19 protein-coding genes are annotated in these 18,414 nt (G+C 69.4%); 11 read left to right on the forward strand and 8 right to left on the reverse strand.

Annotated elements, in window-relative coordinates; translation table 11 throughout:
• Nucleotides 1–39: 39 nt before the first annotated feature.
• A complete protein-coding gene (locus MED15_RS27680; RefSeq protein ID WP_091408893.1) occupies nt 40–333 on the reverse strand; it encodes a ferredoxin in 294 nt (97 codons plus the stop codon).
• Between the two features lie 178 nt (nt 334–511).
• Between MED15_RS27680 and arc the strand changes: the two genes are divergently transcribed.
• Nucleotides 512–2,296, forward strand: coding sequence for a proteasome ATPase (gene arc, locus MED15_RS27685; protein ID WP_030332887.1), 1,785 nt, complete (start codon nt 512–514; stop codon nt 2,294–2,296).
• 63 nt (nt 2,297–2,359) lie between these two features.
• Here the strand turns inward: arc and MED15_RS34720 are convergent, their stop codons facing one another.
• A complete protein-coding gene (locus MED15_RS34720; RefSeq protein WP_309251438.1) occupies nt 2,360–2,944 on the reverse strand; it encodes a GtrA family protein in 585 nt (194 codons plus the stop codon).
• Here MED15_RS34720 and MED15_RS27695 point away from each other — a divergent pair.
• From MED15_RS27695 to prcA, 7 genes are all read left to right on the forward strand, one after another.
• Nucleotides 2,867–4,492 (forward strand): DUF2142 domain-containing protein, encoded by a 1,626-nt coding sequence (locus MED15_RS27695; protein WP_146758858.1) that lies wholly within the window; start codon nt 2,867–2,869, stop codon nt 4,490–4,492. The genes MED15_RS34720 and MED15_RS27695 overlap by 78 nt on opposite strands.
• A gap of 37 nt (nt 4,493–4,529) precedes the next feature.
• On the forward strand, nt 4,530–6,047 hold the full coding sequence (dop, locus tag MED15_RS27700) for a depupylase/deamidase Dop (RefSeq protein WP_112587330.1): 1,518 nt from the start codon (nt 4,530–4,532) through the stop codon (nt 6,045–6,047).
• A gap of 77 nt (nt 6,048–6,124) precedes the next feature.
• On the forward strand, nt 6,125–7,387 hold the full coding sequence (locus MED15_RS27705) for an acyltransferase family protein (protein WP_112737351.1): 1,263 nt from the start codon (nt 6,125–6,127) through the stop codon (nt 7,385–7,387).
• Between the two features lie 108 nt (nt 7,388–7,495).
• Complete coding sequence (locus MED15_RS27710; RefSeq protein ID WP_030332902.1) at nt 7,496–7,711, forward strand: ubiquitin-like protein Pup; 216 nt, start codon at nt 7,496–7,498, stop codon at nt 7,709–7,711.
• Nucleotides 7,712–8,097: 386 nt separating this feature from the next.
• Complete coding sequence (locus tag MED15_RS34380; RefSeq protein WP_244220615.1) at nt 8,098–8,388, forward strand: endonuclease VII domain-containing protein; 291 nt, start codon at nt 8,098–8,100, stop codon at nt 8,386–8,388.
• Nucleotides 8,307–9,146, forward strand: a complete 840-nt coding sequence (prcB, locus tag MED15_RS27720; RefSeq protein ID WP_181518379.1) for a proteasome subunit beta — start codon at nt 8,307–8,309, stop codon at nt 9,144–9,146. The genes MED15_RS34380 and prcB overlap by 82 nt, the downstream gene beginning before the upstream one ends.
• Nucleotides 9,147–9,204: 58 nt before the next feature.
• A complete protein-coding gene (gene prcA, locus MED15_RS27725; protein WP_112587322.1) occupies nt 9,205–10,044 on the forward strand; it encodes a proteasome subunit alpha in 840 nt (279 codons plus the stop codon).
• 49 nt (nt 10,045–10,093) lie between these two features.
• Here the strand turns inward: prcA and MED15_RS27730 are convergent, their stop codons facing one another.
• The 6 genes from MED15_RS27730 to rfbB are packed head-to-tail and all read right to left on the reverse strand — an operon-like array spanning nt 10,094 to nt 15,373.
• On the reverse strand, nt 10,094–11,122 hold the full coding sequence (locus MED15_RS27730; RefSeq protein WP_112587320.1) for a glycosyltransferase family 2 protein: 1,029 nt from the start codon (nt 11,120–11,122) through the stop codon (nt 10,094–10,096).
• On the reverse strand, nt 11,119–12,429 hold the full coding sequence (locus MED15_RS27735; RefSeq protein WP_112587318.1) for a lipopolysaccharide biosynthesis protein: 1,311 nt from the start codon (nt 12,427–12,429) through the stop codon (nt 11,119–11,121). The genes MED15_RS27730 and MED15_RS27735 overlap by 4 nt, the downstream gene beginning before the upstream one ends.
• On the reverse strand, nt 12,426–13,127 hold the full coding sequence (locus MED15_RS27740; RefSeq protein WP_112587315.1) for a glycosyltransferase family 2 protein: 702 nt from the start codon (nt 13,125–13,127) through the stop codon (nt 12,426–12,428). Before MED15_RS27740 ends, MED15_RS27735 begins: the two co-directional genes overlap by 4 nt.
• Nucleotides 13,120–13,491, reverse strand: coding sequence for a DUF2304 domain-containing protein (locus MED15_RS27745; protein ID WP_112587313.1), 372 nt, complete (start codon nt 13,489–13,491; stop codon nt 13,120–13,122). The genes MED15_RS27740 and MED15_RS27745 overlap by 8 nt, the downstream gene beginning before the upstream one ends.
• Nucleotides 13,488–14,375: a dTDP-4-dehydrorhamnose reductase gene (rfbD, locus tag MED15_RS27750; protein WP_112587311.1), complete on the reverse strand. Its 888-nt coding sequence runs from the start codon at nt 14,373–14,375 to the stop codon at nt 13,488–13,490. The genes MED15_RS27745 and rfbD overlap by 4 nt, the downstream gene beginning before the upstream one ends.
• Nucleotides 14,372–15,373 carry a dTDP-glucose 4,6-dehydratase gene (gene rfbB / locus MED15_RS27755; protein ID WP_112587309.1) on the reverse strand — a complete coding sequence of 334 codons (1,002 nt, stop codon included), beginning with the start codon at nt 15,371–15,373 and terminating at the stop codon, nt 14,372–14,374. The genes rfbD and rfbB overlap by 4 nt, the downstream gene beginning before the upstream one ends.
• 85 nt (nt 15,374–15,458) lie before the next feature.
• On the opposite strand from rfbB, the gene rfbA reads away from it, so the two are divergent.
• The 3 genes from rfbA to pafA all read left to right on the forward strand — a co-directional run bounded on the left by rfbA (nt 15,459) and on the right by pafA (nt 18,396).
• Complete coding sequence (rfbA, locus tag MED15_RS27760; RefSeq protein ID WP_112587307.1) at nt 15,459–16,349, forward strand: glucose-1-phosphate thymidylyltransferase RfbA; 891 nt, start codon at nt 15,459–15,461, stop codon at nt 16,347–16,349.
• On the forward strand, nt 16,346–16,969 hold the full coding sequence (gene rfbC / locus MED15_RS27765; protein WP_112699261.1) for a dTDP-4-dehydrorhamnose 3,5-epimerase: 624 nt from the start codon (nt 16,346–16,348) through the stop codon (nt 16,967–16,969). Before rfbA ends, rfbC begins: the two co-directional genes overlap by 4 nt.
• Before the next feature lie 68 nt (nt 16,970–17,037).
• On the forward strand, nt 17,038–18,396 hold the full coding sequence (gene pafA, locus MED15_RS27770) for a Pup--protein ligase (RefSeq protein ID WP_088989658.1): 1,359 nt from the start codon (nt 17,038–17,040) through the stop codon (nt 18,394–18,396).
• Nucleotides 18,397–18,414 lie beyond the last annotated feature (18 nt).

Consider the following 18,414-nt stretch of genomic DNA (forward strand, 5'->3'; position numbering starts at 1 on the left):
AACCGGGCCCGGCCGGGCCTTCGCGGCCCGGCCGGTGGGTCAGTCTTCCTCGGCGTCCGGGCCGGCGACCTCGACGCCGTCGCCGCGCACCACGTGGATGCAGTCGCCCGGGCACTCCTTCGCGGAGTCAATCACCTCGAGTCGCAGGTGCGCGGGGACGTCGACCCGGCTGCCCGGTGCCATCCGCAGCTCACCGTCGACGCCCTTGACGTAGGCCAGACCGTCGATGTCGAACTCGAACACCTCCGGCGCGTACTGCACGCAGAGCCCGTCGCCCGTGCAGAGGTCCTGGTCGACCCAGACCTGCAGTTCGTCGGTCGCGACCTCGGCCACCTGTGCACCCCCCATGTTCTCCCGTGCCACGCTCCGACGGTACCCGAACGCCGGTAACGGCCCGTCAGGCCACCCTTGGCGATCAAGGTTCGGTGACGAGGGTGTTGCGTGGGACCGAATCGGCCTCATAGCGGCTAGTGTTAGGGCAGAACGTTCAAGCCCCCCGGGGAGGTGGGACGTGGCAGCACGTAGCGACGACGCGGACTCGCGCGCCGCACGGTGGGAGAAGGAAGCCCACGATCTCTCCACGCAGGTCGCGTTCCTGCAAGAGGAACTCGCCCTGGTGCGGCGCAAGTTGACCGAAAGCCCCCGACACGTCCGGCAGCTCGAAGAGCGGCTGGCGGCCACCCAGGCACAGTTGGCGCGGCTGACAGAAAACAACGACCGGCTGGTGAGCACCCTCAAGGAAGCTCGCACGCAGATCGTGACGCTCAAGGAAGAGATCGACCGGCTCGCGCAACCGCCGAGCGGTTACGGAGTCTTCCTGGCCAAGCACGAGGACGGCACGGTGGACGTCTTCACCGGTGGCCGCAAACTGCGGGTCGCGGTCTCGCCCTCGCTCGACGTGGGTGACCTGCGGCGCGGCCAGGAGGTCCTGCTCAACGACGCGCTCAACATCGTCGACGCGTTCGGTTACGAGCGGGTTGGCGAAGTGGTGATGCTCAAGGAGATCCTGGAGGGACCGAACGGCGGGCCGGGCGACCGGGCGCTGGTGGTCTCCCACTCCGACGAGGAGCGCATCGTGCACCTCGCCGAGACGCTCATCGGCTCGGCGATCCGGGCCGGCGACTCGCTCATGATCGAGCCCCGCTCGGCGTACGCGTACGAGCGGATCCCGAAGAGCGAGGTCGAGGAGCTGGTCCTGGAGGAGGTGCCCGACGTCGACTACGGCGACATCGGTGGCCTCCAGTCGCAGATCGAGCAGATCCGCGACGCGGTGGAGTTGCCGTTCCTGCACGCGGACCTGTTCCGTGAGCACCAGCTCCGCCCACCCAAGGGCATCCTGCTCTACGGCCCACCCGGCTGTGGCAAGACGCTCATCGCCAAGGCGGTGGCCAACTCGCTGGCCAAGAAGATCGCCGAGCGGCAGGGCAAGGAGAAGCACACCAGCTTCTTCCTCAACATCAAGGGCCCGGAGCTGCTCAACAAGTACGTCGGTGAGACCGAGCGGCACATCCGGCTGATCTTCCAGCGCGCCCGGGAGAAGGCCGGCGAGGGCACGCCGGTGATCGTGTTCTTCGACGAGATGGACTCGATCTTCCGGACCCGCGGCTCCGGTGTCTCCTCCGACGTGGAGAACACCATCGTTCCGCAGCTGCTCAGCGAGATCGACGGCGTGGAGGGGCTGGAGAACGTCATCGTCATCGGCGCCTCCAACCGGGAAGACATGATCGACCCGGCGATCCTTCGCCCCGGTCGTCTCGACGTGAAGATCAAGATCGAGCGACCGGACGCTGAGGCGGCCAAGGACATCTTCTCCAAGTACATCCTCTCCGGGCTGCCCCTGCACCCGGACGACCTGGCCGAACACGGCACCGACCCCCAGGCCACCGTCGCGGCGATGATCGACGCCGTGGTGCTGCGGATGTACTCGGAAACCGAGGAGAACCGATTCCTCGAGGTCACCTACGCCAACGGTGACAAGGAAGTCCTCTACTTCAAGGACTTCAACTCCGGCGCGATGATCCAGAACATCGTCGACCGGAGCAAGAAGATGGCCATCAAGGAGTTCCTCACCTCGGGTCGCAAGGGGCTGCGCCTGCAGCACCTGCTCGACGCCTGCGTCGACGAGTTCCGCGAGAACGAAGATCTCCCCAACACCACCAACCCCGACGACTGGGCGCGCATCTCCGGCAAGAAGGGTGAGCGGATCGTCTACATCCGCACGCTCGTCTCCGGCGGCAAGGGCGCCGAGGCCGGCCGGTCCATCGAGACCGCCAGCAACACCGGCCAGTACCTCTGACCCCAACAGCGAGGGTGCCCACCTGACGGTGGGCACCCTCGCTGCGGGTATGTCAGTGCGTCGTCAGGCCGCGAAGATCCACCGCTTCGACACCACGTAGTTCGCCGCCGACAACGATGCCGTCACCAGCAGCTTCGCCAGCAGGTACGGCATGCCCGCCCAGGTCAACGCGGACACCAGCACCACGTTGGCGGTCAGGTTGGCGAGGACCAGCGCGAAGTAGCGCCCCACCTGCGGCACCATCTGGGCGGACGAGCCGAACGACCACGCCCGGTTCAGCCCGAAGTTGACCCAGAACGAGGTCAGGAACGACATGGCGGCCGCAACGGGCAGGACAATCCGGAGAACTCCGTGGTACACGAAGAGTGATCCCGTGTCCACGGCAACGCTCAGACCACCGACAACCAGGAACCGCACAGCACTGTGTCGGGACAGGTGGCGGACGGAATCGGCAACAGGTGACAGCAAAGAGTTCTCCAAGGGGGGACCCGGAGCGGTGAGGACGACGAGGGAGTCTATCGTCTGTCCATCCACCCAGCGGGGCCTGCCCGCGCGAGCCGCGAGGTTGACGTGCCTGATCCCGGAAGAGTGACGCCGCCGGCCGCCGGCGCAAGCCCGGCAGTCACCACGAGCACCGCCCGACGACACTGGGCCCTCGCCTTCGCCGCGTTCTTCCTGATCATCTTCGCCTGGTCGATGGCCGCCCCCTATGACGGCACCCCGGACGAGCGTGAGCACATCGTCCGGGCAGCCGGTGTCGCCGCCGGGCAGATCGCACCCCCGCCGGCCGCCGCGAAGAAGGGCACCGGAGCCTTCCAGACCGTCCCCGGTGGTCTCGTCCGCGAGCAGTGCTGGCAGTTCAAGAAGGAAGTCTCGGCGGCCTGCGCCCAGCCGCCCGGCAGCGACGACACGCCAACCCGGGCCGGCACCGGGGCCGGCCGTTACTTCCCCGCCTACTACGCCCTCGTCGGCGCGCCGACAGTGCTCTGGCCCGGCTGGTCCGGCGTCCTGCTCGCCCGCATGATCAGCGCCCTGTGTTGCGCCGCGCTGCTCGCCTGCGCGTACGTCGTGATCCGCAACCGCTCCCGTCGCGGCCTCATGATGGGCGCCCTGGTCGTCGTCACCACCCCGATGGCCGTGCACATGGCCAGCGCGGTCAACCCGAACGGCCTGGAGATCGCCGCCGGCATCGCCTTCTTCAGCGCGGTCATCCCCCTGCTGCTCGGCCCACCCGGCCCACGGCGCGGCCTCATCGTCCTCGTCGGGATCAGCGCGCTGCTCCTGGCGGTGCTGCGCCAGACCGGCCCGCTCTGGCTGGCGACCGCCTTCATCGCGTTCGCCTTCCCACTGCGCCGCAGCAACCTCCTCGGCCTGCTACGGGACCGGGCCGCGCAGCTCTGGGCGGGCGGCATCGTCCTGGCCACCCTCGTCGTGGTCGCCTGGTCCGTCCGCCAACAGACCTCCGACCTCGGCAACTACTCCGCCGACCGGCTCACCTATGGGCAGGCGGCGCTGCGCGAGGCCGACCGGTGGCGGGGATACCTCGACCAGATCGTCGGGGTCACCTCCTGGCTGGACACCCGGATGCCCGCCCCGCCGTACCTGATCTGGCAGCTCGTCGCCGGCGCGCTGCTGCTCATCGGTGTCGTCTGGGGCAGCACACTCGACCGGTGGCGGCTGCTCGTGCTGCTCGGCGGCGGAGTGGCCGTCCCCTCCCTCATGCAGATCGCCCTGGTCAACGAGAGCGGCTTCGTCACCCAGGGCCGCTACATGCTGCCCATGCTGGTCGGCGTCCTGCTCTACGCCGCGTGGATCGCCGAACAACGCGGCTTCGAGATCGCCCGGGCCCGCTCGTTCACCCGACTCGCCGTGCTGCTCCTCCTGCCGATCCAGCTCTTCTGCCTGGCGTACACGATGGTTCGCTGGCAGAACGGCCTGCCCGCGAACATCGGGTTGAGCAGTCTCAACCCCCTCGCCGGCGACTGGCACCCGGTGGTCGGCTCGGTGATCCCGCTGCTGAGCGCCAGCCTCGGCCTGGTGCTGTTCGGGTGGCTCGTCTGGACCACGCGCTCCACCGCGAGCGACGACCCGACGCCGACCATTGAGCGTTCCGACACCGAATCCACCGAACTGTTCCGCCCCGCCGGCACTCACCTGCAGAGTGCAGGTGCTCAGGGCGGACTACGCTCGACCTGACGGGGGACCGGGTCGGGCGAGCGAAGCGGGTAGGTCGATGAGCGTAAGACGGATCATGGGCACCGAGGTCGAATACGGCATCTCCGTGCCCGGGCAGGCCGGAGCCAACCCGATGGTCACCTCGTCGCAGGTGGTCAACGCCTATGGGGCACGCCCCGAACTCAACCGGGGCGGCCGCGCCCGGTGGGACTACGAGGAAGAGTCGCCGCTGCGCGACGCCCGCGGCTTCACCTACTCCGGCGCCGCGTACGACCCCGCCGAGGCCCTCGCGGACGAAGACCTCGGCCTGGCCAACGTGATACTCACCAACGGCGCACGGCTCTACGTGGACCACGCCCACCCCGAATACTCCACCCCCGAGGTCACCACCCCCAGGGACATCGTGCGCTGGGACAAGGCCGGCGAGCGGGTGATGGCCGAGGCGTCGCGCCGGGCCGCCACCATCCCGGGCACCCAGCCGATCCACCTCTACAAGAACAACACCGACAACAAGGGCGCCAGCTACGGCGCCCACGAGAACTACCTGATGCGCCGGCAGACGCCGTTCGCCGACATCGTGGCGTACCTGACGCCGTTCTTCGTCACCCGGCAGATCGTCTGCGGCGCCGGCCGGGTCGGCATCGGCCAGGACGGCGGCCAGAGCGGCTTCCAGATCTCCCAGCGTGCCGACTTCTTCGAGGTCGAGGTGGGCCTGGAGACCACCCTCAAGCGGCCGATCATCAACACCCGCGACGAGCCGCACGCCGACGCCGACAAGTACCGCCGGCTGCACGTCATCATCGGCGACGCCAACCTCTCCGAGATCTCCACCTACCTCAAGGTCGGCACCACCGCGCTGATCCTCACCATGATCGAGGAGAAGGCCCTTGGCGCCGACCTCGGCATCGCCGACCCGGTCAGCGAGCTGCGCGCCGTCAGCCATGACCCGACTCTGACGCACCGCATGCGACTGCGCGACGGCCGTCGGCTCACCGCCCTCGACCTGCAGTGGGCGTACCTGGAGCGGGTCCGGTCCTTTGTCGACGACCGGTACGGCACCGACGCCGACGAGCAGACCATCGACGTGCTCGACCGCTGGGAGAGCGTCCTGGACCGGCTGGGCCGGGATCCGATGCTCTGCGCCGACGAGTTGGACTGGGTGGCAAAGCTGCGGCTGCTGGAGGGCTACCGGGAGCGGGAGAAGCTCGGCTGGGGTTCGCACAAGCTCCAGCTCGTCGACCTTCAATATTCCGACGTCCGGCCGGAGAAGGGCCTCTACCACCGGCTGGTCAGCCGGGGGGCGATGAAGACGCTGCTCACCGACGACGAGACGCGCAGCGCGATGACCGAGCCGCCGGAGGACACCCGGGCCTACTTCCGCGGTCGCTGCCTCGCCCAGTACGCCTCCGAGGTCGTTGCCGCGAGCTGGGACTCGGTGATCTTCGACGTGGGCCGGGAGTCGTTGGTCCGGGTTCCGATGATGGAGCCGGAGCGGGGCACCCGTGCGCACGTCGGGGCGTTGTTCGACCGCTGTGCCAGCGCCAAGGACCTGTTGGAGACGTTGACCGGGGGCTGAGATCCGGTGCCTCCACCGGGGATCGCTCTGTGGCATGCTAGGCCGTCCCCCGATCCGTCGACCCACACGGTGATGCGATGCTCCCCTCTGCCCGGCAGGTTGGCCTGCGTGCGATGACCGCCGTACCGCTGTCGAACGCGTACGCCGGGCGTGCCAACAGTTTCGGCTTCCTGCGGCTCTGCTTTGCCGTAGCGGTCGTCCTCGCGCACACCGCGGTGATCGGGTATGCCCGACCGTTGACCGAGGTTGTCGACGTGGCCGGTCTGGGGGTGGCCGGCTTCTTCGGCATCTCCGGCTTCCTGATCACCCGCAGCGCCCGGCGGGCCAGCCTGCCCCGCTACCTGTGGCACCGGGCCCTGCGGATCTGGCCGGGCCTCTGGGTGTGTCTGCTGTTCATCGGCTTCGTGGTTGCCCCGATCGTCTGGTACGCCGATCGGGGCAATCTGGACGGCCTGTGGCGGCACCCGGCCGGCGTGGTCAACTTCCTGCAGGCGAACTGGTGGGGTGGCTACCGCCAGCAGGGGATCGTCGACGTCTTCCGGGACACGCCGTACGGCGACCTGGTGCGTAAGAGCGTCCTCGACGGCTCACTCTGGACGCTCAGTTACGAGATCTTCTGCTACCTGATCGTGGCTTCGCTGGCCGTGGTGGCGGTGCTGCGCCGTGCCCGCTGGCTGGTGCTCGCGGCCGCCGTTCTCGTCTTCGGTCTGCTGCTCTGGAACCAGTACGAGGCGCTGCGCTTCGGCGGGTCGACGTACTTCACCAGCGGCTCAGTCGGCACGCTGCCGCTGCTCGGCGCGCTCAGCAAGATCTGGTTCCTGCGGTTCGGCTTCATGTTCCTGGTGGGCGCCGTGGCGGACCTGTACAGCGACAAGCTGCCCATCAGCGACGTCCTCGGCGTGCTCGCCATCGTGGTGACCGGCTGGCAGACCCTGGAGGGCCACCTGTTCGGCCCGGCGTTGCTCACCTACGAGTACGCCATCCTCTACCTCGCGGTCCGGTTGCCACGGCTGCTGCACCGCGTGGGCCAGAAGAACGACTACTCGTACGGCATTTACATCTACTCCTTCGTCGTGCAGCAGATGCTGGCCTGGCTGGGGGCGGCTGCCTGGGGGTTCGTCGGCTACTTCGCGGTGGTCATGGTCTTCACAGTCGTCCTGGCGTTCCTGTCCTGGCATCTGGTGGAGAAGCAGGCGCTGCGGTTCAAGGACTGGACGCCGCGCCTGCGGCGCGGGGAGCCACCGGCGGAGGCCTCGGGGGAGGGGCAGCCCGAGCCGGAGCGGGTCCCGGTGCCGGTCTCGGCCCCGGCCCCGGCCGACGTGTCGGCTCCTCGGGGCTGACCGCTTCGGCGCAATCGAACGCCCCCGACCCGAACACGGCGGACGTGAGGGCTTTCTGTCGCCTGCGCGGGGTAGATTTCATCCCAGACGATCGTGGAGGAGACAGCCATGGCCACTCATGACAGCGGCGGCCAGTCGCAGTCCGGCAAGTCCCGTCAGGGCGAGGAAATCGAGGACGTCACCACCGAGGCAAACCCCGAGGTGGCCGAGCGGCACGCCGAGATCACCGAGGACGTCGACGACCTCCTCGACGAGATCGACTCCGTCCTGGAAGAGAACGCAGAGGAATTTGTGAGAGGCTACGTCCAGAAAGGGGGTCAATAGAGGCATATGTCCGATTTGCCGGGCCACCCGGACAAGATGTGTCCGCAGTGCAAGAGAACGCTGGCCGGTACGGAGTTCCACCGTGACCGCCGACGGGTAGACGGTCTCGCCTTTACTGCAAAGCCTGTGCCGCCGTCCGGTCCGAGGCCAGCCGGCGTAAGCGCGGCATCGCCCCACAGCGAAAGTCGCCCACGCCCGTCGGTGAGGGTCTCAAGTGGTGTCCGGACTGCGAGCAGATCAAGTCTCTGGACGACTTTCCCACCACCACTACCAAGGCCAGCGGCCGGCACAGCTACTGCAAACCCTGCCATAATGCCCGAGGCAAGGAGTCAGCGCAGCGACTCTACGGCGGGACTCGCGAGTACCACCTGCGGCGGCGGTACGGCGTGGGTGAGAAAGAGTTTCAGGAGCTCCTGGCCGAGCAGGGCGGGGTCTGCGCGATCTGTGGCGGTGCCGACCCTCAACATCTGGACCACGATCATCGCACCGGATGGGTGCGCGGGATACTCTGCTTCAACTGCAACGGTGGTCTTGGCCAGTTCCGTGACAGTCCCATGAGGCTGGCCAGGGCGATCACGTACCTGAGAGGAACCACGTGGCAGCGGGCTTTGATCCATCCGGGCGTCTTCCAGATGTGTTCACCAACGCGGGGACGTCCTCCTTCACGACGTTTCTGAGTCGGGTGGCCCCCGAGATGTTGCCCGGTCGGCGACCGCTGCCGCCGGGCATGGCCGCCGACCTGGCGCCGCACGCGACCACCATCGTGGCCATCGCGGCCGCCGAGGGTGTGGTGATGGCGGGCGACCGACGGGCCACCATGGGCAATCTGATCGCTCAGCGCGACATCGAGAAGGTGCACCCCGCCGACGCGTACTCGTTGGTCGGCATCGCGGGCACCGCCGGTATCGGCATCGAGCTGATGCGACTGTTCCAGGTGGAGCTGGAGCACTACGAGAAGATCGAGGGCGCGATGCTCTCGTTGGACGGTAAGGCCAACCGGTTGGCCTCGATGATCCGGGGCAATCTGGGGGCGGCCATGCAGGGGTTGGCAGTGGTGCCGCTCTTCGCCGGGTTCGACCTGGCCGCCGCCGACCCGGCGCGCGCCGGTCGGATCTTCAGCTTCGACGTGACCGGTGGCCCGTACGAGGAGACCGGCTACGACGCAATCGGGTCCGGGTCGCTGTTCGCGAAGTCCGCGTTGAAGAAGCGGTTCCGGGCCGGGTTGTCCGTCGAGGACGCGACGCGGCTGGCGGTCGAGGCGCTCTACGACGCCGCCGACGACGACACCGCGACCGGTGGGCCGGATCTGACCCGCCGCATCTACCCCGTGGTGATGACCGCGACCGCCGAGGGCACCCGCCGGTTGACCGACACCGAGACGGCGGCGATCGCCGAGGGTGTTGTTGCCGGCCGGATGGAGAACCCGGGCGGTTGAGACCCGCACCCCACCAGTCAGCAGTCGTCAGCACAGCGCCGTAAGGAGAACCGCCGACGTGGCCATGCAGTTCTACGCCTCTCCCGAACAGATCATGCGCGACCGCTCCGAGTTGGCCCGCAAGGGCATCGCTCGGGGTCGCAGCGCTGTGGTCCTCAGCTACTCCGGCGGGGTCCTCTTCGTCGCGGAGAACCTCTCCAGCGCCCTGCACAAGGTCAGCGAGATTTACGACCGGATCGGGTTCGCCGCGGTCGGCCGGTACAACGAGTTCGAGAACCTGCGCCGCGCCGGTGTCCGGATGGCCGACCTGAACGGGCTCAGCTACGACCGGCGTGACGTCACTGGTCGGGCCCTGGCCAACGCGTTCGCGCAGACCCTGGGTGCGATCTTCACCGAGCAGTCGAAGCCGTTCGAGGTGGAGATCTGCGTGGCGGAGGTCGGTGCCACCCCGGAGGCGGACGAGCTGTACCGGCTGACCTATGACGGTTCGGTCAACGACGAGCCGGGGCGGATGGCCATGGGTGGTCAGGCCGAGGCGATCACCGGCGTGTTGAAGTCGCAGCATCGGGCGGACATGTCCCTGGGCGAGGCGGTCAGGGTGGCGGTGCAGGCGTTGAGCACCGTCGGTGGTGAGGGCGGTGCCGCCCGCACGATCGCCGCGAACCAGCTCGAGGTGGCGGTCCTGGACCGTCAGCGGATCGGACGGACGTTCCGGCGGATCACCGGGGCCGCGCTGACCGCTCTGTTGGACGGGGATGCAGCGGCCGAGGGGCAGGCGGCGGATGCGGCGGGCGGCCCCGCCGAGCCGGTCGTGCCAACCACGGAGGGGCACAAGCCGACGAGCTCGGCCGGTTCCGCGGACCTGGAGGACCGGCCCGCGGAGGGCGGCGAGCGCTAGGGTTTCGCCCGCTGGTGCCGGGCCCGTGTCCGGGGCCCGGCACCAGCGGTCATCCTCGGCGCAGCAGGGGCCGGGCCAGGGCCCAGTAACCGCCGGCGACGGCGTTGAACGCGCCCAGGCCGGGCGTGGTCGGCACACCGGACGGGGTGACCCGACCGGTCATCAGCTCCGCGATGACCCCGTCCGGCACCCGGCGTTCGGCCTGTAGCTGCCGTCGACGGCCGCGAACCCAGTCGCGGTTGCGCCACAACCAGCCCCAACCCCGCAGCTTCTGCCGGGACCAGCCGCCGACGACCGCGGCGGTGAGCATGGCGGCCTCGGTGAGTAGCAGTGCCGGGGCGAGCACCACGAGTGTCCGCGCCTCGTAGGCGGTGAGCAGGGTGACCAGTCGGTTGCGCTCGACCAGGTAGAGCTTCAGGGCGTTGCGGGAGAACTCGTAGTGGTGACGCACGACGGCGTCCGGCACGTACTCCAGGCGTAGTCCACGCTGCCACAGTCGCAGGCTGAGTTCGGTGTCCTCGTGGTACGCGAAGTATTCGGCGGCGAAGCCGTCGAGCTCGCGCCAGAGCTGCCGGCTGATCACGAAGCAGCAGCCGCTGAGGGAGGGTACGGCCCGCCGCTCGGCGTGGTTGCTGGCCGGTTCGCCGTTGCCGCCGGCCCAGGAGAGGCCGGTGAAGTGCAGCGGGTTGCCGCTGGTGTTGATCAGCTCGGGGGTGTCGGCCAACCGGATGGACGCCATGGCCGCGCCGACGCCCGCTTCGGCGGCTACGGCGGTGGTCTTGGCCAGGGCGTCGGGTGCGACGACGGCATCGGAGTTGACGAACGCGAGCCAGTCACCGGTGGCCTCGGCCGCGCCGACCCGGCAGCCGCCGGAGTAGCCGGTGTTCTCCTCCGGTCGGATCACCCGCACCCCGGGGAGGCCCTTGACGATGTCGATGCCGTCCCCGGTGCAGCCGTTGTCGACGACGATGAGGTCGATCTCGACGTCGGTGCTGGCCAGCACCGCATGGGCGGCGTCGACGAGGTAGGGCTCCGGGCCGTAGGCGAGCATGACGGCGCTCACCCGGGGTCGGGTCATCGGATGCCTCCGGATGCGGCAGGGGCGACGGCCTCGGCGAGCGGCCGGGTGGGGGTGGTGGGTCGGCGGACGCCGCCGCGCAGCAGCATCGCCATGGTGGCGGCCACGATGACGGAGCCGATGGTGTACGCCAGTTCGACTCGCAGGGTGACCGGAGCCGGGATCAGCGTCACGGCGATCAGGGCGGCGACGCCGGCGGTCCAGGCGAGGGCCTGGGCGCGGTGCCGGTCGAGGGCGAGTAGGGCCTGACCGAGCACCATCGCCCACAGGTAGGCGAGCGTGGCGGCCGCCAACCAGGCAAAGTCGCCGTGGCCGAGAACGCCGGGTGCGTCGAAGAGGGTGCCGACCAGCCATGGGCCGAGCAGCACGGCGCCGAGGGCGCCGGTGAGGCCGAGTGCGGTGACGATGCCGAGCGCCCGGCGCAGCAGGCTGTGGAAGCCGGCCTGGTCGCCGGTGGTGGCGGTGGTGGCCAGGCCGGGCAGCAGTGACGCCTGTAGGGAGCCGAAGACGAACAGGGGGATGCGGACCAGCACGAGGGCGGAGAGCAGTGCGCCAGCGGCCGCCGCGTCGGAGGGGGCGAGTAGCTGCACGTTGATCACGCCGATGTTCACCACGACCTGGGAGAGCAGGCTGGAGGCGGTGAGCAGGCCGAGGCCGCGTAGCAGGGTGGCCCAGGCCACCGGCGGGCCTCCGCCGATGGCGCGCAGCACCGGCGGCAGGGTGAGCAGGACGCTGACCAGTGGGGCGGCGACGAGCACGAGCCCGTACCAGACGGGTGACGTCACTCCGGCCAGCCCGAGCAGGGCGACCATGATGATCCGCAGGCCGCCGTCGATCCCGAGTTGAGCGCCATACCAGGGGAACAGTTGCAGGCCGGAGAGGACGCCTCGGGTGGCGTAGGCGACGGCCATCGCGGCGAGCGCGCCGATCAGCACTGTGACCAGGTTGCCGTCACCGGCGAAGAGCTTGTCGGCGAGCGGTTGACGGCCGATGGTGACGGCCAACACCAGCACCGCGAGCATCACGGCGGCGACGGTGACGCCGCGGGCCAGTACCGGCCCGGGGGGCAGGCCCTGGCTGTGTCGGGCGGCGACGACCCGGGCGACCTCCTGCTCGATCGGCATGAACACGCCGATGCCGAGGGTGAACACGATCGACCAGAGCACCGACAGGGACGAGTAGTCGGCCTGGCTGAGGCTGTGGCCGGCGACTGCGAGGTGAACGTAGGAGGCGAGCCCGAGAAGGGCCAGCCCGGCACCGACAGCGACGGTGCCGGGCGGGACCAGGCTCAGTAGCCGTCGGATCACCGGCGGATGAGCGCCAGCGTGAGAACGGCGAACGCGCGGCCGAGGTAGACCATCGCCTTGGCGGGGGAGTGGCTGGGTGTGCCAGCCATCCGCTTGCGCATGGCGACCGGCACCTGGCGGATGCGGTAGCCGCGGCGGGCGGTGTGCACAAGGGTCTCCACCGTGTCGCCGAGGTACTCGGCCGGGTACCAGCCGGCGAACATCTCGATGACCCGCCGGTTGGCGGCCCGGAAGCCGGAGGTGGTGTCGGTGAGCTTGGTGCGGGCGACCCGGGACAGCACGGCGGAGAGCATCACCATCGCCCAGCGGCGGGGGCCGCGGACGTTGTAGTCGCCCTCACCGGCGAAGCGGGCGCCGATGACGAGGTCGTTGTCGTCGAGCAGGTCGACGAGCTTCGGCACGTACCGGGGGTCGTGCTGGCCGTCGGCGTCGATCTGGATGGCGACGTCGTAGTCGTGGTCCCGGGCGTAGCGGTAGCCGAGGCGCATGGCCCCACCAACGCCGAGGTTGTACGGCAGTTTGGCGACCAGGGCTCCGGCGGCGGCGGCGACGGCGGCGGTGCGATCGGTGGAGCCGTCGTCGACGACGAGCACGTCGACGCCGGGCAGTTCGCCACGGACCTCGCCGACGACGTCGGCGATCGAGCCCGACTCGTTGAGAGCCGGGATGATGATCAGTGTGCGCTTGCCGTTAACCATCGGTCGACACCAGTTCGTCTCGGGCTGCCCGGTCCGCGTCGATTTCAGCGCGCAGCAGGGCGAAGTCTTCGGCCAGGGTGCGGGTCTCTTCTTCCAGGGCACTGACCTCCCAGCTCAGGTGTACGCACACCAGCAGCAGGAAGACGATGCCGAGGAAGAGCACCAGGCTGACACCGGAGGCGACGCCGAGGAGTTCGGCGACGTTGTCGAGCAGCCGGGGGAAAAGGGACAGCGGAATCACGATGATCAGTACGGCGAGCCAGAGCATGCCGTACTTCTCGCGCAGCTGACGGCGGCGCAACAGCTCGACGATGGTGCCGAGGAGCAGCAGGCCGGTCAGGCCGGTGACGAGGGTGAGCTTCATGCGACCTTCCACGGGGCGGGTGGAGCGGGGGAGTGGAACGCGTCAACCAGGGCGCGGTGCCAGTCTGGAAGCGCGGGCAGACCCACGGCTGCCCAGCGGCTGTGCCCTAGCACACTGTACGCAGGCCGGGGGGCGGGACGCGGATACCGGTCGCTGGTGGTGGGTCGGATCCGGTCCGGGTCCAGTCCGGCCAGCGTGAACGCGGCGCGGGCAAGCCCGTACCAGGTCGTCTGCCCGGCGCAGGTGCCGTGGTAGACGCCGGGCGTCGCGTGACCGGCCAGCGCGGCGTCGGCGAGCGCGACGAGCCGCTCGGCGAGCGCGTACGACCAGGTGGGTTGGCCGTGTTGGTCGTCGACAACGTCGAGGTGTTCGCGCTGGGTGGCGAGTCGGAGCATGGTGGCCACGAAGTTCGGGCCGTGCGCGCCGTAGAGCCAGGCGGTGCGCACGACGTACCCGGTGTCGGGCAGCAGCCGCGCGACGGCCTGTTCGCCGACCAGCTTGCCGCGCCCGTAGGCGTTGACCGGCGCGGTGGGCGCGTCCTCCGGGTACGGGGTGTCCGCGTTGCCGGCGAGGACGTAGTCGGTGGAGACCTGGATCAGCCGGGTTCCGTCGGTGGCGCACGCCGCGGCCAGGTTGGCCACGGCGTGGCCGTTGATGGCGGTCGCCGCGGCCTCGTCGGCCTCGGCGGCGTCGACGTTGGTCCACGCGGCCGCGTTGATCACTAGGTCGTGCCCGGCGACGGCGGCGTGGACCGCCGCGCGGTCGGTGACGTCCAGGTCGGTGCGGGTGGCGGCGGTCACCTTGAGGTCGGGCCGTGCACCCAGCACGGTGATCAGGTCCCGGCCGAGCATCCCGCCCGCGCCGGTGACGAGGATTCGGGTCATGCGGTCGGCGCGGACTTGAGGGGTTCCCACCAGCTGCGGTTGTCCCGGTACCAGCGGACGGTGTCGGCGAGGCCCTGGTCCAGGGTGATGCTGGGGTGGTAGCCGAGCTCTTCGCTGATCTTGGTGATGTCGAGGGAGTACCGGCGGTCGTGGCCCTTGCGGTCGGTGACCGGGACGACCCGGTCCCACCCGGCGCCGCAGGCGTCCAGGAGCAGGCCGGTGAGTTCCTTGTTGGTCAGCTCGGTGCCGCCGCCGATGTTGTAGACCTCACCGGCGCGGCCCTTCTGCTGGACGAGCGCGATGCCCCGGCAGTGGTCGTGCACGTGCAGCCAGTCACGGATGTTGCCGCCGTCGCCGTAGAGGGGGACGGTGCCGCCGTCGAGCAGGTTGCTGACGAACAGCGGGATGACCTTCTCGGGGAACTGGTACGGGCCGTAGTTGTTGGAGCAGCGCGTGACGACCACGTCCATGCCGTGGGTGCGGTGGTACGACAGCGCGAGCAGGTCGGAGCCGGCCTTGGATGCCGAGTACGGCGAGTTGGGGGCGAGGGGCCAGGTCTCGGTCCAGGAGCCCTCGTCGATCGAGCCGTAGACCTCGTCGGTGGAGACGTGCACGAACCGGCCGGTGCCGTGGCGCAGCGCCGCGTCGAGCAGCGTCTGGGTGCCCAGCACGTTGGTGGTGACGAACGGCGCGGCGCCCGCGATCGAGCGGTCGACGTGTGACTCGGCGGCGAAGTGCACGATCACGTCGTGCTCGGCCACCACCTCGTCGACCACGACCGGGTCGCAGATGTCGCCCTGCACGAACCGCAGTCGCGGGTCGTCGCGGACGGGCTCAAGGTTGGCCAGGTTGCCCGAGTAGGTCAGCTTGTCCAGTACGGTCACGACGGCCGGCTCGAGTGGCGGCACGCCGTCCGCACTGCCGAGGGGCTTGCCCAGCAGCAGACGAACGTACTCCGACCCGATGAATCCGGCTCCGCCGGTGACGAGGATCCTCACGGGTCCGGAAGTATACGCGACGGACGGCGCGGCTCCTGGTATGCGACCCCCGCACAACGTGTCCGGGTGCGGTTAGGCTTCCCCGATGCGCGGAATCCTACTTGCCGGCGGCACCGGGTCCCGGCTCTGGCCGATCACCCGGGCGGTCTCGAAGCAGCTGATGCCGGTCTTCGACAAGCCGATGATCTATTACCCGCTCTCCACCCTGGTGATGTCCGGGGTCCGGGAGATCCTGGTGATCACGACTCCGGACGACCAGGACCAGTTCCGTCGGCTGCTCGGCGACGGCAGCCAGTTCGGGCTGCGGCTGGAGTACGTCAGCCAGGAGCGCCCGGAGGGCATCGCGCAGGCGTTCATCCTCGGCGCGGACTTCATCGGCACCGAGTCGGTGGCGTTGGTCCTCGGCGACAACATCTTCCACGGCGTGGGTCTGGGTCGGCAGCTCGCCGACCACGGTGACCCGGTCGGCGGGCGGGTCTTCGCCTATCAGGTGGCCAACCCGCAGGAGTACGGCGTGGTCGACTTCGACGCCGACGGTCGGGTGCTCTCGATCGAGGAGAAGCCGGCCCGCCCGAAGTCCCGCTACGCGGTGCCCGGCCTCTACTTCTACGACAACCGGGTGGTCGACATCGCCCGCAAGCTCACCCCGAGCGCCCGCGGCGAGCTGGAGATCACGGCGGTCAACGAGGTGTACCGGGAGACCGGGGAGCTGGCGGTGACGGTGCTGGATCGGGGCACCGCCTGGCTGGACACCGGCACGTTCACCTCGATGATGCAGGCCGCCGAGTTCGTCCGGGTGGTCGAGGAGCGGCAGGGCCTCAAGATCGGTTGCGTCGAGGAGGTTGCCTGGCGGGCCGGCCTGATCGACGACGCGCAGCTGCGTGCGCTCGCCGAGCCGCTGACCAAGAGCGGTTATGGCAACTACCTGCTCGGTCTGCTCAGCGACAAGGCCGGCGACGACGGGGGTTCCTGGTGAAGATCCGGGAGCTGAGCATCGAGGGTGCCTGGGAGATCACCCCCCAGCAGCACGGTGACCCGCGCGGCATGTTCATGGAGTGGTACCGCTTCGACAAGCTCGCCGAGGTGGTGGGGCATCCGCTGCGGCTGGCCCAGGCCAACCTGTCGGTCTCCGCGCGTGGCGTGGTGCGCGGCGTCCACTTCGCCGACGTCCCGCCCGGCCAGGCCAAGTACGTCACCTGTGTGCGGGGCGCGGTCCTCGACGTGATCGTGGACCTGCGGGTGGGCTCGCCGACCTTCGGTCGTTGGGAGGGCGTCCGACTGGACGACACCGACCGTCGGGCGGTCTACCTCAGCGAGGGGCTGGGGCACGGGTTCTGCGCGTTGACCGACGACGCGACGTTGAGCTATCTCTGCTCGGCCACCTACAACCCGACCGGCGAGCACGCTGTGCACCCGCTGGACGAGGAGTTGGGCATCGAGTGGCCCGCCGACGTTCCAAAGCTGTCCGCACGCGACGACGCGGCGCCGACTCTGGCGCAGGCGCGCGAGCGGGGCCTGCTTCCGGAGTACGACAGCTGCCGGCGGTTCGTGGCGAGCCTCGGTCCGGACGGAATGTCGCACTCAACCGGTATGTGACCGCGCTCGGGGCACGACCTGTGGTCTGACAGTGACGAACCGGGCCTCCGGGCGGCTAATGTCACACCATGGAGCGGCGAATCTTCGGCCTCGAGACCGAGTACGGCGTCACCTGCACCTATCGCGGGCAGCGGCGGCTGTCCCCGGACGAGGTCGCGCGGTATCTGTTCCGTCGCGTGGTGTCCTGGGGTCGGTCGAGCAATGTCTTCCTGCGCAATGGGGCCCGGCTCTACCTGGACGTCGGGTCGCATCCGGAGTACGCGACACCGGAGTGCGACTCGGTGACCGATCTCGTCGCCCACGACCGGGCCGGCGAGCGGATCCTGGAGGGCCTGCTCGTCGACGCGGAGAAGCGGCTGCACGACGAGGGCATCGCGGGTGAGATCTACCTGTTCAAGAACAACACCGATTCGGCCGGCAACTCGTACGGCTGCCACGAGAACTACCTGGTCTCCCGGCACGGCGAGTTCGGCCGGCTCGCCGACGTGCTCATCCCGTTCCTGGTCACCCGGCAGTTGATCTGCGGGGCCGGCAAGGTCCTGCAAACCCCACGCGGCGCGGTCTACTGCCTTTCGCAGCGGGCCGAGCACATCTGGGAGGGCGTCTCCTCGGCGACCACCCGCAGCCGCCCGATCATCAACACCCGGGACGAGCCGCACGCTGACGCCGAGCGCTACCGGCGGCTGCACGTGATCGTCGGTGACTCAAACATGAACGAGGTCACCACGCTGCTCAAGGTCGGCACCGCCGACATCGTGCTGCGGATGATCGAGGCCGGGGTGGTGATGCGCGACCTGTCCCTGGAGAACCCGATCCGGGCCATCCGGGAGGTGTCGCACGACATCACCGGCCGGCGCAAGGTGCGGTTGGCCAACGGCAAGGAGGTCAGCGCCCTGGACATCCAGCAGGAATACCTCGCCAAGGCCACCGAGTTCGTCGAGCGACGCGGTGGCGACCAGGCCGCCAAGCGGGTCGTCGAGCTGTGGGGCCGGGTGCTCAACGCGGTGGAGACTGGCGACCTGGAGCCGGTCTCCCGGGAGATCGACTGGGTCAGCAAGCTGCGGCTGATCGAGCGCTACCAGCGCAAGCACGACCTGCCGCTGTCGCACCCCCGGGTGGCGCAGATGGATCTGGCCTACCACGACGTGCGCCGCGGCCGGGGCCTCTACGGGCTCCTGGAGCGCCGCGGCGAGGTCGACCGGGTGGCCACCGACCCGGAGATCTTCGAGGCCAAGGAGACCCCGCCGCAGACCACCCGGGCCCGGCTGCGGGGCGAGTTCATCCGGCACGCCCAGGAGAAGCGCCGGGACTTCACCGTCGACTGGGTGCACCTGAAGCTCAACGACCAGGCGCAGCGCACCGTGCTCTGCAAGGACCCGTTCCGGGCGTACGACGAGCGGGTGGAGCGGCTGATCGCCAGCATGTGACCGGTCGCCGGCCCCGTC

The sequence above is a fragment of the Micromonospora noduli genome (genome assembly GCF_003264475.1).
In the GTDB taxonomy this organism is placed as follows: Bacteria; Actinomycetota; Actinomycetes; order Mycobacteriales; family Micromonosporaceae; genus Micromonospora; species Micromonospora noduli.

Excerpts from the sequence above, each read along its gene's own strand:
- MED15_RS27730 (WP_112587320.1), bottom strand. The coding sequence starts at position 11,122 with ATGACCCGACCCCGGGTGAGCGCCGTCATGCTCGCCTACGGCCCGGAG.
- rfbD (WP_112587311.1), bottom strand. The coding sequence starts at position 14,375 with ATGACCCGAATCCTCGTCACCGGCGCGGGCGGGATGCTCGGCCGGGAC.
- pafA (WP_088989658.1), top strand. The coding sequence starts at position 17,038 with ATGGAGCGGCGAATCTTCGGCCTCGAGACCGAGTACGGCGTCACCTGC.
- MED15_RS27710 (WP_030332902.1), top strand. The coding sequence starts at position 7,496 with ATGGCCACTCATGACAGCGGCGGCCAGTCGCAGTCCGGCAAGTCCCGT.
- rfbA (WP_112587307.1), top strand. The coding sequence starts at position 15,459 with ATGCGCGGAATCCTACTTGCCGGCGGCACCGGGTCCCGGCTCTGGCCG.
- MED15_RS27705 (WP_112737351.1), top strand. The coding sequence starts at position 6,125 with ATGCTCCCCTCTGCCCGGCAGGTTGGCCTGCGTGCGATGACCGCCGTA.
- MED15_RS27745 (WP_112587313.1), bottom strand. The coding sequence starts at position 13,491 with ATGAAGCTCACCCTCGTCACCGGCCTGACCGGCCTGCTGCTCCTCGGC.
- dop (WP_112587330.1), top strand. The coding sequence starts at position 4,530 with ATGAGCGTAAGACGGATCATGGGCACCGAGGTCGAATACGGCATCTCC.
- MED15_RS27740 (WP_112587315.1), bottom strand. The coding sequence starts at position 13,127 with ATGGTTAACGGCAAGCGCACACTGATCATCATCCCGGCTCTCAACGAG.